The organism is Natranaerovirga pectinivora (assembly GCF_004342165.1).
Lineage (GTDB): Bacteria > Bacillota > Clostridia > Lachnospirales > DSM-24629 > Natranaerovirga > Natranaerovirga pectinivora.
In genome coordinates this window covers 408,910-424,776 of record NZ_SMAL01000003.1, presented here as the reverse complement: position 1 = coordinate 424,776, position 15,867 = coordinate 408,910, and the positions used below count along the sequence as shown (strand labels likewise).

Below are 15,867 nucleotides of genomic sequence, written 5' to 3'. Positions count from 1 at the left end.
CGCTAGTAAATAAAATAGGCATAAGTAAGTGGTATAAAGGACTCCTACTGGTAAGTGGGAGTTTTTAATAAATATAAAAGTGGGGATGGTTATGAGTAAGAAAGTAATTTTAACAGTTGATGATGAAGAACATATCTTAGAACTTTTAAAGTATAATCTTGAGAGCAATTCATTTTCAATTCTACAAGCTGATACAGGGGAAAAAGCTTTAGAAATAATTGAAACTGAAAAAATTGACCTTGTGTTACTAGATCAAATGTTACCTGGTATAGATGGGATACAAGTGCTTAAAACCATAAGAAATACGGAACAATTTAAAAAACTACCAGTTATATTGCTTACAGCAAAAAGCGAGGAAATTGATACTGTTATAGGATTAGAAATGGGGGCTGATGATTATATAGGCAAGCCATTTGGTGTTCACGAACTTGTTGCAAGAATTAAGGCTGTATTACGAAGAACGGAAGAAGAACCAAAGGGTGAGGTAAAAGTTTATGATTTAATTACAATCGATGAAGTATTAATTAATAAATCCACCCATACGGTTCATATTAAAGATAAAACCATTGAATTACCATTAAAAGAATTTGAGTTGCTCTATTTATTGGCTAAAAATAGAGGTCGAGTTTTTTCAAGAGATTATTTATTAGAGAAAATTTGGGGATATGACTATTATGGAGAAACGAGAACAGTAGATGTACATATCCGTAATTTAAGGAAAAAAATTGAAGACGACGATAAAAACCCAAAATTTATAAAGACTGTTCGTGGTGTAGGTTATAAGTTTATTGAAAAAGGAAAGTGATGAGATGCAAAAAAAGCTTTTTGGAACTTATTTTATAATTATACTGTTTACATTAATTGTGTCCGTTTATTTTACTTGGTCAAAAAGCTATGAGTTTTTAACGAAGCAATACGAGCAACAATTTATTTCACAAGGGAATCTTATATCAGAGTTTTTTAAGGCCAAAGATATTGATAATTATGATGAGATTCAAAACTTTATTAATAAATACGCAGCTACAATGGAGGCAAGAATTACAATCATTGATAAAAGTGGACTGGTTATTGCTGATTCTGATGAAGCCCCTTTGGCCATGGACAATCACGCTTATAGAACGGAAGTTAAAAGAGCATTGAATGGTGAGATAGCATCCAGTATAAGGTATAGCAATACAATGGGGAACTACTATTCCTATACAGCCCTACCTTTAAAAACCAACTTTATTGATGGGGTATTACGCCTTTCAATCCCTGTTAATGCCATTGAGAAAATTACATATGAATTGATAAGATATATTATCATATCTTTAATAATCTGTTCTGCTATTGCAATTCTAATAGCTTTCTTATTTACCCGTATATTTATGAAGCCTATTAATACTTTAACAAAAGCTGTTGGAGAAATATCTAATGGTAATTATGAAAAAAGAATATATATCAATCAAAAAGATCAGATTGGCAAGCTGGCAGATGCTTTTAATGAAATGGCAGTTAGATTAAAACTAAATATGTGGAAACTCACTCAAAGAAAAACACAGTTAGAGGCAATATTAAGCAGTATGAATAATGGTATTGTTGCTGTTGACGATGAGTTTAAAATTGTATTTTATAATAAAGCATTTAATGAAGTTTTGAGTATTACTGATGAAGGAATCGTAGGAAAATCAATATATGATATTATTAGGAATACCGTATTGTTTAATGTGTTAGAGAAGTCTATAGAGAATAATGAGAACATCACTGAGGAAGGTAAGCTGTTACTAGAGAATGAAGAAAAGATTATTCGAATTTATGCCAATCCTATTAAGTTGGAGAAAACTAAAAATCTTGGAATTTTATTAGTCATACAAGATCTTACACAGATTAGAAAACTAGAGAATATCAGAAGAGACTTTGTGTCTAACGTTACCCATGAGTTAAAAACACCTCTTACTTCTATTAGAGGTTTTGTTGATACCCTTAAAAATGGTGCTATTAATGATGAAGTTGTTGCTAAAAGGTTTTTAGACATTATAGATATTGAATCTGAAAGATTGTATCTTTTAATTCAAGACATTCTATCTTTATCAGAGATTGAGTCTAAACAAAATGAAAAGAATGTTGGATTTTATAATTTATCTGAAGTAATTTTTGAGGTTGTAGATTTGTTAAAGCCTAAATTAAAAGATTCACAGTTAGAGATTAAAGTGGATATTGAAAATGATATGCCTGAGTTTAAATGTAATAAAGATCGAATTAAGCAATTATTAATTAATCTTGTGGATAATGCAATAAAATATACTGAAAAAGGGCATATAATAATAAAGACTAATTATTCTAATGAACATTTTATAATTGAAGTTGAAGATACAGGAATTGGTATTGAGAAGGAACATATTCCTCGGTTGTTTGAGCGATTTTATAGAGTGGATAGAGGTCGATCTAGGAAACAAGGTGGTACTGGATTAGGGTTGTCTATTGTTAAGCATATTGTTGAGTTGTATGATGGATTGATTAAGGTGGAGAGTCGTGTTGGAGAAGGGACTCGGTTTATTATTAGATTGCCTGAGAAGAAGTAACTTATCTTTTATGTCTAGAGGGACGACTTGCTGGTGTTATATATAAGATTAATCGACCCATAACCATCCTTGGTTATGAGGGTCGCGCTCCGCCATCTCCTTGGGTCGAGTAGTATATCCAGTATCTCTGACTCTTATTTGCGAGAGTAAAAAAATTGTAATTTTTTGTGCTAAAAATCCCGTTTTATGGTATAATACCCTTTAATGTATTGGTGAATTATAAAAGTCGAACATTTTTTTAAAAAAGTGCAAAAACGTTTGACTTTATTTGTGGGATTTAGTAAGATGTTGTTATTAAAATGTTTTTAAACTCAGGAGGAAATTTTATGAATCATGAATTAGTTGTTGTTCTTGATTTTGGTGGACAATATAACCAGTTAATAGCAAGACGTGTAAGAGAAGCTAATGTTTATTGTGAAGTGCTTCCATATGATACTTCAATAGAAGAAATTAAAGCGTTAAATCCAAAAGGGATTATTTTTACTGGTGGTCCTAGTGTTGTTTATGAAGAGGATGCACCTGTTGTAGGAAAAGAGATTTTTACTCTAGGCATTCCAGTTTTAGGGATTTGCTATGGATCTCAGTTAATGGGATATTTATTAGATGGTAAAGTGGCTAAGGCTACTCATAGAGAGTATGGCAAAACAGACTTAAAAGTTATGGCAAATAATCCATTATTCAATGAATTAGATGAAGAGACAAGTTGTTGGATGAGTCATACTTATTACATTAGTGAGCCACCAGTTGGTTTTGAAGTTATTGCTACAACTGAAACTTGTCCTGTAGCAGCTATGGCACATGTTGAGAATAAGTTATATGGTGTGCAATTCCATCCAGAAGTAGTTCATACACCACAAGGAAATAAAATGTTACGTAATTTCTTATACAATGTTTGTGAGTGTAAAGGCGATTGGATTATGTCTGACTTTGCAGAAGAGACAATTAAGCAATTAAAAGAAAAAATAGGTGATAAGAAAGTTTTATGTGCCTTATCAGGAGGAGTAGATTCTTCTGTAGCAGCGGTTTTAATTCATAAAGCAGTTGGTAAGCAATTAACATGTATCTTCGTAGATCACGGTTTGCTTAGAAAAGATGAAGGCGACGAAGTAGAGCAGGTTTTCAAAGAGCAGTTTGATATGAATTTAATTCGTGTAAATTGCGAAGACCAATTTTTAGGAAAATTAGCAGGAAAATCAGATCCAGAAGAAAAACGTAAAATCATTGGTGAAGAATTCATCCGTGTTTTTGAAGCAGAAGCTAAAAAAATTGGTGTTGTAGATTATTTGGTTCAAGGGACAATTTACCCAGACGTTATTGAATCAGGTACTAAAAATGCAGCAGTTATTAAAAGTCATCATAATGTTGGAGGACTTCCAGAACATGTTGATTTTAAAGAAATTATAGAGCCACTTAGAGATTTATTTAAAGATGAAGTTAGAAATGTTGGTCGTGCAGTAGGCATTCCTGAGTTTTTAGTATCTCGTCAACCATTCCCAGGTCCAGGACTTGCTATTCGTGTTATTGGCGATATTACAAAAGAAAAATTAGATACATTAAGAGAAGCAGATTTTATATTTAGAGAAGAAGTTAAAAAAGCAGGCATTGCTGGAGGACTTGGACAATACTTTGCAGTTCTTACGAACTTAAGAAGTGTTGGTGTTATGGGTGATGAAAGAACATACAGCTACACAGTAGCCCTTCGTTCTGTTGATACATCAGACTTTATGACAGCAGACTGGTCAAGAATTGACCATGAATTATTGGCTAAAATATCTAATAGAATTGTTAATGAAGTAGATAATGTAAATCGTATTGTTTATGACATTACATCAAAACCACCAGCTACGATTGAGTGGGAATAATAGGATAAGAATAGAGCAAGACAAATAAAGGGTTTTATAATTGGTTTGTAAGTAAAATAGGAAATAGATGTCTATGATTAAGGCTGTAAAATGGCCCATCAGAGACATCTATTTTTGTATTTTATAGGAGGTTAAACAGGTGGAAAACAAGACTAAGGAGCCTACAATCAAAAGAAGAAAGAATTTACTAATCAGTAAAGTAGCAAATATCAATTATGATGACCTATACTTTTTATATGCAAGTGATTGTAAACTAAGAAATATATCTGATATAACAATTAAAGGGTATGAATTTGCTCATAAGAAATTCAAACAGTTTACAGGGGAAGGGTTGAAATGTGAAGATATATCCCAAGACCTTATCAATGAGTATATACTATATCTTAAAGATAAGTTAAAGCCACAAACAGTTAATTCCTATCTATTTAAGATATCACCAATCATTAAATTTGGTATTAGAAAAGGATATATAAAAGATACTATTGAGTTTACTCACTTAGTAGAACAAGAACATTTTAAAGAGATATATACTACTAGAGAACTAGAGTTATTATTAAAAAAACCAGAAGGGAATTCATTTGCACAGTATAGAACATGGGTCATCATAAATTTACTATTAGCAACAGGAATAAGAGCAAAAGAATTAAGAGAGTTACAGATACAAGATGTTAATCTAGACAATGCTATTCTAAGCCTAAATCATACCAAAAACAGAAAGCCTAGAGCCATACCTATACCTACTAGTTTATTGATTGTTTTAAAAGAATATTTAAGGATTAGAAATGGAGTAGGAGAAGAACCATTATTTTGTAATATCTATGGTGAGCCATTGCCTAGGACTACTTTGCAGATAAGTGTAGTGAAGTATTGTAGGGCAAGAGGGGTTGAAAAGACAAGTCTACATTTATTTAGGCATACATTTATTACACTAAGTGTTAGAAAGGGTATGTCTCCTATTCTACTTAAAAGGATAACGGGACACTCTAATTTAAAAATGTTAAATAGATACTATAATTTTGATATTAGTGATCTGGTAAATATAGTAGATGAGTATAATCCACTAGAAGATTTTAGGGTAAAGAAATCAATGAAATTAACAAAAAAGTGATAGAAAATATAGACTTTAGGATTAACTCTAGTTATAATCAATCTAATGAAATATTTTACCAAGGAATGAAAGGGGAAAAATTAATGAGAAAGAGTTTTTTAAAGAGGGTATCTGTATCATTAGTAATAATTATCTTAACAACAATTAATATCTATGCAAATCAATCAAATCTATCCGACATCAAAGGACATTGGGCTGAACCCACAATCCAGAAGTTAGTAGCAAGAGGTGGTATATCAGGATATCCAGATGGAACATTTAAGCCACAGAATACAATCAGTAATGCTGAGTTTATAGCAATCCTAATGAGAACAACCACAGGTAAGACCTTTACTCGTCAACAGGGTCAACATTGGGCTTCAGGTGAGTTTGAGGAGGCTTATAAATTGGGTATAGTAACAAATAGTGAATTAAGTTCAAGAGATTTTGACAAACCAATAACTCGATTAGAGATGGCAAAGTATACAGAAAGAGCTTTATTAAATATATTAGGTGAAGAGCAAGTAAATTCAGATGGTATAGAGGTTTTAATAGGTGATTATAATAAAATAACAAAAAGAAGTGAGCAATATTATATCAAGTCAGTATATGCACGAGGTATAATAGTAGGTGATGACAAGGGTAATTTCAATCCGGGTAACAATGCTACAAGAGCAGAGGCTTCTACAATAATATTAAGAACGTTAGAGAAACCAGAAAGACAAGAAGTAAAGATACCAGAGGTTGGTGCATTAACATTAAGACACAATGACCCTAACAGACCAATGGCAAAAGAGGGTGACACCTTCATAACACCAGATGGTAGAAGTGTAGTATTAAAAGTAGACCCAAAGACGGGTATTCTAGGTTTTGGTCAAAATGTAGCCACAGAAATAGGTAGAGCCCATCCAAATGGTAAGTTAATAGAGCATGGTGATTTAGGAAGTAATAAAGAGTTCTTGGGAAGCCCTTACCTAGTAGATAACAACACAGGAATGGGGTTATACAGAAGTCAATGGTTAGATGTTCAAAGTGCAATCGACCCATATAAAGAAGTACCAAATCCCAAAGAAGGGCAAGTATACATGGATTATTTCATATTTATGCATGGTATATGGTATTGGAATGGTCCGGTTAGATAGGTAAAGAATTACAAGTAATAAAATCAATAGTGTGAGAAGATAACCTTTCAAACGGTTATCTTTTTACATGTTTTATTAAAAAAGGACATAGTTAAAATTCTAGAGTTGATAAATAATGTCTTTATTATGGACATAAATACCTACAGTTTTATTTAATAACTAAATAAGGTGGTGAAGTCTAAAATATTGCAAAGTAACAATTAAAAGGCTATACTGGTATAGGGTGATTAAATGAAAGCATTTTTTGTTTCTATATTAGCAGGCTTAATATCCAGTGCAATATTTTCAATAATTATGATGAGTATAACATTAGACAATATAATAAGTTATTATCCGGGTTTATTATCTATAATACAAACAGTAATAGTAGTTTTAATTTATTTACTATGTAGCTTCGGGTATAATCAAAGTAATAAGTTTGTAGATAAGCATGCCTCAGACCAAAGTGAAAAATCAAAAGATTTAAGACATAAAGTATATAAGTTTGTTTGGTTAACAATATACATAGGTTTAATATTAATAGCATTTGATATATTTAATAAATCTTTAATAGAGCAAAGAAGTGTTTATTTAAAGTATGGATTAACTTTTGGAGTTATAACCCATGAAGTAAAAGTATTTTTCTTATGGTTATATGAATACTTTTTAGCAATAACTTTTATAAGAGTTTTAGAGTTACAAATGAGAAAAGAAAAAAGTGCATTAGATTTATTAAAAGAAAGTAAAAAAGAAGATGTATTGGTATATATTATAGGTTCAATAATATTATTTTTAGCAGTATTACTCTAATTAAACCAATAAAAGATAACCTAATACTTAGGGTTATCTTTTTACATGTTTTATTAAAAAAGGACATAGTAATAATTAAAAACTGCAGTTAAAATTATATTAACTCTAGACAATACTTTTTTATATATAAAGTAACTAAAATAAATCTAAGGGTGAAAAGAATGATACCAGAAAATGATAAAAAGATATTAAAAGAATGTTGGTCGGAACTAAAAAAATGTATAAGAAAGATTATCTTATATTGCTAAAAAGTATATTAATATGTATTCCATTTTTAATATTTACTTTTTGTTGGGTAGCAATAATACCATTAAAACCATCATTAATAGGTGTACTAATAATAGCCATCTTACCAACAATAACTTCAATAGGGCCTTCTGCTATTTATCTATTTAAATTAGCAGATAAAAAAAACTTAAAATAAAAATAAGGTTTTATAATTTAACCAAAGTAATGCTAAAATTATTAAGATGGGATTAAGTAAAAATTGATCAGGTTGCTTTAGTGGATCAGGTTAGAAAAATAGACAATTGAATAAAATTTTTAAGAGTATTGAGCATAGGGCTCTTTTTTTATGCCCTTTTTTAGAGAAATGAATATTTAAAAATTGATTTGAATGAAGTTTAAGAAATCCTATTGAGTATTTATAGGTTAAAAGGTTTTAAATTCTTAATCAGGTCAAAAAATGGGAATTGGGCAGACTTGGATTGATGGGTTTTAAAAGAATTAGAGCAGTTTTAGAAAGATGAAAAATGGGGGGAGGTTATAAGGTAGATATAGAAAGGGTTTAAAGAGTTATTAATGAAATTAGATGTATTTTAGTAAAAATGAAGAAAAATCATGAATGGATGGTTGTAGAAATATCTAAATCTAAAATGTGAGGTAGCTTATAACCTAGGTATAGAAAGGGTTTGAAGGTATTATTGTAAGAAAAAAAAGAGATTTTAGGACATGTTTCATAAAACAAATAACATGTTTTATGAAATAAACAACATATTTCACAAAAAGCATTGACAGGTTATATAAAAGAGAATGGACATGAATAATATTGCTCCTTAGTGAAACAGGGGGATTTCTAGGCTATAACTGCATTTAAAAAAACTTCTTGGGGACGCTTAAAAATGGACAATTGTGCTGGCTGTTTGCCGTATATAGGTATGACAAAGTTATCAAAATTTTTACGAGGGGGTGGATTTAAGATGATACATAAAATATTTAAAACAATGAGCAACACAGAGCAGAATGTAGAAGTTACGATAGAAATTGATTTACCTGAAAGTTTAACAAAAGAACTTGATTATTATTGTATTGAAGAGTTTGAGGGAAATTATAGTTTTTCATCTGGTAAGTTGGTTTTAAAAGGCAGTTATGAACGCAATTACAAGTATAAAGTTTATGAGGATTAAAAGGGTTATAGTTCTACTTATAGTAGGAGTCAAATATAAGTAGAGGCTATACGAGATTAAGGGAAAGGGGGTGAATAAAGAGATGGCAAATTCATTACAAACAAAGATTAGGCTTCCACTCAGCAAAAGAGTTATAGATGTCCTGATCGCAAAATTTGAAGAGGCTCATATAGAGGAAGATTGTGTATACATTTTTTCTCAAGGGTTCGTGCTACATAACTTTCTGATAACACTATCAGAAGAGCTAGATGAGGATATCATCGCAGAACATTCTTCTAGTATAGATAGATATTGTACTTTATATGTTGAGCGTTATCGTAAAGGAATTAGTGAGACTATAGAAGTAAAATCTTAATCTCTAACCTATTACTTGGAAGTGATTAAGTAAAATTAACTAAAAGTAGAAGTAGTACAAGTTTATAAGGTTAGGGACAATAAGGTGTGATTGTGAAAAATCAAGAGACCCCAAAAAAGTCTTTATGGGGTCGGATTTTCCTGATTTGGGTGTAAAAAGTGAACTTCATTTTCAGTTTTATTTTTTTCTAAGCTTATAATTCTTTAACTTCTATTTTTTATAAAACTTTTTTAGAGAAAAAATAAAGTTATTTACTTAATCATAATCAAGGGTAGGTATATCAAGAAAAAAATAGGGTTGTTTGACAATAAGAAACCTTAGTTAAATTACGCAAGATAGCAATAACAACAAATAAATAGGGTGATGAAATTTTATAGAGATAAAAAAGTTAACACCTTAACTAAAAGGAGAAAGAAAAGATGACTAAAGTTAATATAGAAAAAATGAAAAGAAACACAGCAAATATACCCACAGTATTAAAATCTTTAAATACTTGGGTAGGGTTTTGTGCAAATGAAGAAGGAGAGATAGTTAAAAAACCTCTTAGCTTAGTGGATTATAGAGGTGTGGGAACAAAAGATACAGATAGATTAGTAAGTTTTGATAAGGCAGTAGAGGCATTAAATGAAGAAAAAGTTGTGGCATTAGGTGTAGGATTAACAGCAGATTGTGATGTCACTTGTATAGACATTGATTGTCATGACATAGAAAAACTAGAAAAATTTGAGGAACTTAATAAACTCCTACTATCACAGTTTAACAGTTATGCAGAAACATCAATAAGTGGCAAAGGAACGCATATCTTTATTAGAGCAAAAAAACCTGAGGGATATAAACATGTAGATAGATATGGAATAGTAGAAGTTTATGATAGTGCTAGATTTATGATAGTGACAGGGGATATCATTGGAAGTAATCAAGAAGTGGTAGATTGTCAAGACGAACTAAATAAACTATGTGAGACCCATTTACCTAAACTGCAAAATGAAAACATTGAGTTCATAGATCAGGGCATCTATGAAGTATCTAATGACGATGTATTAGAAAAGATTAAATCATTTAAGAAAGGCAAGTTGTTTCTAGAAGGAAATTGGGAAGAAGTAGAGAAGTGGGATAAAGATAGTAGATGTAGTATAAAGGCTTATGATAGTCAGAGTGCTGCTGATTTTGCTTTTATATCACAAATATTATATGTGAATGGAAACAACCCTGCACAAGCCGAGGAAATATTTAAAACTTCAAAAATGTATAGAGGCAATAAAAAATCAACAGGGTATGTAAGACATCAAGTAACACAAGCATCCCTAAGAATAACAAAAGTTTACGATTGGAAAAAAGTAAGCAAAGAAAAAGTAGAAGAAGTAGTAGACATGGAAGAAATAATCTTAAAAACAAGAGAAGAAGAGTTTATGAACTCAATAAAAATTAAAGGGTTACATTGTTTTACTAGCAAAGAGTTGAATAAATATATGACAAAATACATACAAAACTTCGGATTGGATTATAAAAATGTAATAGATACGAGATTAGGTGATTATAACAATTCAGACAGTGGTAGAAGATTTTACTATATAAACAAGGAAAATCTTAGATACATAGACAGCTCGAAGGAATGGTTGAAGTGGACAGGAAAATATTGGAGTAGAGTTTATGATATGGACTTACTAGAATTTGCTGAAAAAGTTTTTACAAATCTAAAACATGAGGCCTATAATCTAGCCATATCTTCATTAAATGAATTAGATAGTCTAGTAAAAGAAAATGCAGAATTTGAGGCTGAAGAACTTTTTAAGTATACTGCAACAAGTAGAAACAAAAGGAATTGTCTAGAAATAATAGAGTTTTCTAAAAGCCATTTTATTAGAGAATTTGGTGATATTACAATAGAAGAAAAAAATGCTCTTAATCTATCTAATGGAATATATGATTTTGATAAAATGGAATTTGTTGAGCATTCAAAAAAATATTATCAAACTAAAATAAGCAAGGTAGAATACAATCAAGAGTTAGATTGTCCTTTATGGGAAAAAACCATTAGTAGATTAGTACCATCAGAAGAGGTTCGACATTACCTTCAAAAAGCTTTAGGGTATACAATTAGTGGCAAATGTAATGAAAAAGCACTCTTTATATTGCAAGGTTCAGGGAATAACGGAAAAACATTATTTATAAATACTATCCTAAAGATTTTAAGTGACTATGCTGTAATCGTTTCCCCACAAACGGTTATGCAAAATTACGCTAATAAAAACAATGGTCCCAGACCTGACTTGTTAAGACTTAGGGACAAACGATTTGCTACTGTATCAGAAACAGAAGAGAATGACAAATTGAATGAAGGGTTAATAAAATCATTAACTGGTGGTGGCTATATCAGTTGTAGAGGATTACATAAAGAAAATGTCGAGTTCCCATCAAGATTTAAATTGTGGTTTGATACCAATTACAAACCCAGGGTGACAGGGACAGATATAGCCATATGGTCTAGGCTAAAGATAATACCATTTACAACACAGATACAAAAAGAAGAAATGGATAGGGAACTAGGAAGTAAATTAGAAAAAGAGTTGTCGGGCATATTAAACTGGTGCATTGAAGGATATAAGTTATATGTAGAAGAGGGATTATCAGAACCAGATGAAATGAAGCTTGTAGTAGAAGAATTTGCAGAGGATATGTCAGCGATGGACCAGTGGTGGAAAGAATGTGTTCAGTTAATACCACCAGATAAAATATTTAAAAATCATAAATGCTTTAGTTCAAAAGAATTATATTTGTCTTATAAAAATTGGTGTGATTTCAATGGTGAATACAAGTGGACACAAAGAAAATTCACACAAGAAATGAACAAAAAAGAAGCCTGCAAGTTTATAAAAAAAGTAAATGGATTTGTAAGATACTTAGCAATACAGTTAAATGAATTAGGGGAACATTGTGCAGAAAAGGAAGGTCATTTAGCATTAGAGTTTGCAACAAAATACAATAAAATAGTCAATGCACAGTTTACACAACTAGCTAAACTAGAAAAAGAAATAAAGAATTATGAAAAAGGTAAAGAAAATAATGTAATACCTATAACTACTTCCACTTCTAATAAAAATGTAAGTTTTGGTGGTAAGTAAATCTAGAAATTACATAAACAAACAAAGCCATATGATCCTCTTTCTGCGAAGCAGAAAGAGGATCATATTATTTAAATGGACACTTATAATAAATTTTACTATAAAACGAATTGATTAATACATCTATAAATATTTAATGGACAGAAAAAAGTATTTTAATTATAAAACTTAAAGGAGTGAATTAAAAATGTTTAATCAAAACAAACAAAATCAAGTTGATGGTTTTAATTGTGCACCAAAAGCCACAATTAAAATCCCAATACCTCAAGAAGTAGCACTTTTATTAGCAGATATATTTAATCAAAAAATAGGTGCAGTTAATATTAGTCTTGAGGAGTTACAAAATGAAGGAACACAATTAGTAATTTCAAGTATTATTACTAAAAAAACCAGTGGTAATAGAAAGTATGGCTTATATGGTATTTACAAAGAAGATGAATTAAAACAGTTAAAAGAAGAAATGAGCAAAATAATAAAAGAAAAGTTTAAAATGGATGAAGAAGAGTTATTAGAGTATTTCAGTAAAATCAACAAAGAAGAAAACGAAAGATTAGAGCAAGAAATATTAGAAGATGAGGATTGGGAGGATTGGGAAGAAGATGATGTCTTGTATTTCTAAGAAGTAGGGCTTTATCGTTCTACTTCTATAAAAAGGAGGTGGAAAAATTGAGTAAAAGAATAATAAAGAATAAAAACAAAGAGACAAGAGCAATAGAAGGTACTGAGTTTGTCTTAATGACAAATGATAGAGATAAAATCACAAAGAGAATTCTAACACTATTACTCAAACAATTCACATTGTTAATTGAGCTACATGACAATAGATTAATAGCGGCTACATATAAAGATTTTAAAATGATAGGAAGAACACCATCAAATATCCTCCTGGTTTACAATGAACTGACAGAAGAAGAAAGAGAGATAAACATTGAAGATATTAAGATAGTAAGAGTTTTTAAGTAGTAGAAAAAGATTAATGATTTTGGGAATGTTAAAATCTATAAAATTTTAATAGTATCAAAAACTCTATTTTGATACTATTTCCCAAAACTATTGTAGATTTTCTTTTTGCTAAAAACATACGATTGATAGTAGTTTTTGTTTGAAAAATTATAAAGAATATTTTTGGGAAAGTATTTTGGGATAAGTTATTAAGTTTGTTATAACATCTAGAGATATTAACTGTATCAAAATCTCTAGAAATAAAAAGAAAAAATGGGGTGTATGACTTGAAAAACTATATTTACTTCATAGAAAATACGGATAGAGAGCAGATAAGAGATAATACAAAGGTCTTTAATCTTAGAAACGATTTAGATATCCATGAGAACGATATTTTTATTGATACTGATGCTTGTAAAGATGAACTAGAAAGTTTATTAGATACAATCGAAAGTGGAAAAAGATTAATTATAAGGTCAGTTATAGACTTATCAGATGATGCTAAAGAGTTACTAAAAGTATTAAAAGAGTTACAAGGAAAGGAAGTTATTCTTTGTAGTATCGAAGAACCTTATCTGAATGGCACTGAATACTATACGTCAATGAGAGGATTTGCAGATATCAATAAATACTATTTAGAGAAAAGAAGACTAGATGGGTATTTAAAGGCGAAAGAAAAAGGAAAAGTTGGTAGACCAAGGCGAACAGAAGATATTGATAAGGGAATTCGATTGTATCGTACTAAGGCGTTCTCAATATCTGAAATTGAAGAGCTATCTGGGATATCGGGTTCAACCTTATTTAGAGCCATGAAAGAGATGGACAAAGAGTAAAAAATAAGTACGTTTTATATACATAAAAAGAACAAAGTAGAGATATTAATAAGGAAAAAATAGGGAAGTTAAAATCCGAACATTAATATTAGATAATAAGAACTGTTTAAGAAAACTTATTGACAAAGGGGTGAAAATACATAATGGCAAATATAAAAACAAGAGCATTGACAGAAGAGGAATATTCTCTAATCATCAAAACGATAAGAGAAGGTTTTTTAACTAAGGATAATATAAAAGTTAGACCCAATGAACGAATAGCAGTAGCCTTGACAATACAATTAAATTTAGGATTGAGGATAGGGGATATAGTAAATCTTAGATTATCAGATATAGTAAAAGATGGAAGTAGATATAGGTTAGAAATAAAAGAGCAGAAAACAGGTAAAAAAAGAGAATTCACAGTACCACAAGAGATATACAGTTATCTACAATCATATGCCCTAGATAATTCTATCGGACCAAAACAAAAACTATTCGATATAACAGTTAGAGCAGTACAAAAACATTTAAAACTAGTTACAGACTACTTAGGATTAGAAAACATTGGGACCCATAGTTTTAGAAAGACCTTTGCTGTATCCATCTACAATAACAATAATTATAATGTAGAGTTAGTAAGACAATTACTACAACATTCAACAGTAGCAGTGACACAACACTATTTATCAGTTCAACAAAGAGAAGTAGAAGATGCACTTGCTAAGCATATAAAATTACCTTCATAATATAAAAAAAAAGTAGTTAGAATTGCTTGAGTTTTCTGATGATATATGATACCATCTCGATGTTGAAATTGGAGCCACCTAACAGTTTTAAAATCATAGTGTCACTCCTTGTACAAACAAACCAAAGATTATAAACCCAAGTAATCCTAAAACCCTTTAATTTACTGATAAAATGCTACTTAGAAGTGTTGGTGTTATGGGTGATGAAAGAACATACAGCTACACAGTAGCCCTTCGTTCTGTTGATACATCAGACTTTATGACAGCAGACTGGTCAAGAATTGACCATGAATTATTGGCTAAAATATCTAATAGAATTGTTAATGAAGTAGATAATGTAAATCGTATTGTTTATGACATTACAAGTAAGCCACCAGCTACGATTGAGTGGGAATAGCAATAAGTATAAAAGCGTCGTTTTTAACGACGCTTTTAATAATTATAATATACAAAAATCCAATACATATGAAGAAATAAAGGTATAAACTGTATACCTACCATACCATTTACAACTAAAACAATCCTTTTTTTGTTCTCAGTAAGTGAAAAAGCTAATAACATTAGAGTAACTGGGAATAATAAAAAAAGTATTCTTAAAGGTAGTCCAATAAAAAAAGGTAATTCCATAAAAAATCGCATAAAAGGGTTGCCTTCAGATATAAAGTTCAATAGGTGAATACCTATGTATGTTAGGATATAGTCTATTAGCATTAATGAAGACAATAAAAATAATAATTTCTTGGTTTTATTTAGATCATTAAAGGTTTCCATACATACCTCCTTATTTACTATTTTTGACAATATTTATAAGGATTATGTCTTAAAGAATAAAATTTATAAAAAAAGAGCTTGTACTTTAATGTAAAAGCAAAAGTTTTCAATAATAACAATATATGATGTAATAAGAAAAAAGTGAGAAAAATTCAAATGTTTAAGATAAATAATAGGTAATATGTAGAAATATAAGAAGTGTAATTAAAATTCATTACAAAATAACACGAACATTATTTAAATAAAGCTGCTTAATGTTCATTTTTTCG

Annotated in this window: 15 protein-coding genes and 1 pseudogene; 15 read left to right on the top strand and 1 reads right to left on the bottom strand. The window is 30.1% G+C overall.

Annotated elements, in window-relative coordinates; all coding sequences use genetic code 11:
• Positions 1-91 precede the first annotated feature (91 nt).
• The 15 genes and pseudogenes from EDC18_RS06755 to EDC18_RS06690 all read left to right on the top strand — a co-directional run.
• On the top strand, positions 92-805 hold the full coding sequence (locus EDC18_RS06755; RefSeq protein WP_132251574.1) for a winged helix-turn-helix domain-containing protein: 714 nt from the start codon (positions 92-94) through the stop codon (positions 803-805).
• Complete coding sequence (gene pnpS, locus EDC18_RS06750; protein WP_132251572.1) at positions 789-2,561, top strand: two-component system histidine kinase PnpS; 1,773 nt, start codon at positions 789-791, stop codon at positions 2,559-2,561. Before EDC18_RS06755 ends, pnpS begins: the two co-directional genes overlap by 17 nt.
• A gap of 326 nt (positions 2,562-2,887) precedes the next feature.
• The gene (gene guaA, locus EDC18_RS06745) at positions 2,888-4,423 is read left to right on the top strand and encodes a glutamine-hydrolyzing GMP synthase (protein WP_132251571.1); all 1,536 of its coding nucleotides are present in this window, start codon (positions 2,888-2,890) and stop codon (positions 4,421-4,423) included.
• Positions 4,424-4,562: 139 nt separating this feature from the next.
• Positions 4,563-5,531 carry a tyrosine-type recombinase/integrase gene (locus tag EDC18_RS06740; RefSeq protein ID WP_132251569.1) on the top strand — a complete coding sequence of 323 codons (969 nt, stop codon included), beginning with the start codon at positions 4,563-4,565 and terminating at the stop codon, positions 5,529-5,531.
• Positions 5,532-5,614: 83 nt separating this feature from the next.
• Positions 5,615-6,652 (top strand): S-layer homology domain-containing protein, encoded by a 1,038-nt coding sequence (locus EDC18_RS06735; protein WP_165878503.1) that lies wholly within the window; start codon positions 5,615-5,617, stop codon positions 6,650-6,652.
• 231 nt (positions 6,653-6,883) lie between these two features.
• The gene (locus tag EDC18_RS06730) at positions 6,884-7,441 is read left to right on the top strand and encodes a hypothetical protein (RefSeq protein WP_132251566.1); all 558 of its coding nucleotides are present in this window, start codon (positions 6,884-6,886) and stop codon (positions 7,439-7,441) included.
• 217 nt (positions 7,442-7,658) lie between these two features.
• Entirely contained in the window at positions 7,659-7,865 is a 207-nt protein-coding gene (locus EDC18_RS14545) for a hypothetical protein (protein ID WP_165878502.1), read from the top strand.
• Positions 7,866-8,640: 775 nt separating this feature from the next.
• Positions 8,641-8,847: a hypothetical protein gene (locus EDC18_RS06725; RefSeq protein WP_132251564.1), complete on the top strand. Its 207-nt coding sequence runs from the start codon at positions 8,641-8,643 to the stop codon at positions 8,845-8,847.
• 82 nt (positions 8,848-8,929) lie between these two features.
• A complete protein-coding gene (locus EDC18_RS06720; RefSeq protein ID WP_132251562.1) occupies positions 8,930-9,202 on the top strand; it encodes a hypothetical protein in 273 nt (90 codons plus the stop codon).
• 419 nt (positions 9,203-9,621) lie between these two features.
• On the top strand, positions 9,622-12,324 hold the full coding sequence (locus EDC18_RS06715; protein ID WP_132251560.1) for a phage/plasmid primase, P4 family: 2,703 nt from the start codon (positions 9,622-9,624) through the stop codon (positions 12,322-12,324).
• Between the two features lie 187 nt (positions 12,325-12,511).
• Positions 12,512-12,943 (top strand): hypothetical protein, encoded by a 432-nt coding sequence (locus EDC18_RS06710; RefSeq protein ID WP_132251558.1) that lies wholly within the window; start codon positions 12,512-12,514, stop codon positions 12,941-12,943.
• 47 nt (positions 12,944-12,990) lie between these two features.
• Complete coding sequence (locus tag EDC18_RS06705) at positions 12,991-13,287, top strand: hypothetical protein (protein WP_132251556.1); 297 nt, start codon at positions 12,991-12,993, stop codon at positions 13,285-13,287.
• A 266-nt stretch (positions 13,288-13,553) separates the two neighbouring features.
• Complete coding sequence (locus EDC18_RS06700; protein WP_165878501.1) at positions 13,554-14,099, top strand: recombinase family protein; 546 nt, start codon at positions 13,554-13,556, stop codon at positions 14,097-14,099.
• Positions 14,100-14,242: 143 nt separating this feature from the next.
• On the top strand, positions 14,243-14,827 hold the full coding sequence (locus EDC18_RS06695; protein WP_132251552.1) for a tyrosine-type recombinase/integrase: 585 nt from the start codon (positions 14,243-14,245) through the stop codon (positions 14,825-14,827).
• Between the two features lie 178 nt (positions 14,828-15,005).
• Positions 15,006-15,224, top strand: a pseudogene (locus EDC18_RS06690) (GMP synthase (glutamine-hydrolyzing)); the annotation flags it as partial.
• Positions 15,225-15,259: 35 nt separating this feature from the next.
• Here the strand turns inward: EDC18_RS06690 and EDC18_RS06685 are convergent.
• On the bottom strand, positions 15,260-15,598 hold the full coding sequence (locus EDC18_RS06685; protein ID WP_132251548.1) for a DUF5658 family protein: 339 nt from the start codon (positions 15,596-15,598) through the stop codon (positions 15,260-15,262).
• Between the last annotated feature and the right edge of the window lie 269 nt (positions 15,599-15,867).

Coding starts and splice junctions, on each gene's coding strand:
- EDC18_RS06755 (WP_132251574.1), top strand. CDS start 92: ATGAGTAAGAAAGTAATTTTAACAGTTGATGATGAAGAACATATCTTA.
- guaA (WP_132251571.1), top strand. CDS start 2,888: ATGAATCATGAATTAGTTGTTGTTCTTGATTTTGGTGGACAATATAAC.
- EDC18_RS06715 (WP_132251560.1), top strand. CDS start 9,622: ATGACTAAAGTTAATATAGAAAAAATGAAAAGAAACACAGCAAATATA.
- EDC18_RS06685 (WP_132251548.1), bottom strand. CDS start 15,598: ATGGAAACCTTTAATGATCTAAATAAAACCAAGAAATTATTATTTTTA.
- EDC18_RS06725 (WP_132251564.1), top strand. CDS start 8,641: ATGATACATAAAATATTTAAAACAATGAGCAACACAGAGCAGAATGTA.
- EDC18_RS06695 (WP_132251552.1), top strand. CDS start 14,243: ATGGCAAATATAAAAACAAGAGCATTGACAGAAGAGGAATATTCTCTA.
- EDC18_RS06710 (WP_132251558.1), top strand. CDS start 12,512: ATGTTTAATCAAAACAAACAAAATCAAGTTGATGGTTTTAATTGTGCA.
- EDC18_RS14545 (WP_165878502.1), top strand. CDS start 7,659: ATGTATAAGAAAGATTATCTTATATTGCTAAAAAGTATATTAATATGT.
- EDC18_RS06735 (WP_165878503.1), top strand. CDS start 5,615: ATGAGAAAGAGTTTTTTAAAGAGGGTATCTGTATCATTAGTAATAATT.
- EDC18_RS06720 (WP_132251562.1), top strand. CDS start 8,930: ATGGCAAATTCATTACAAACAAAGATTAGGCTTCCACTCAGCAAAAGA.
- EDC18_RS06730 (WP_132251566.1), top strand. CDS start 6,884: ATGAAAGCATTTTTTGTTTCTATATTAGCAGGCTTAATATCCAGTGCA.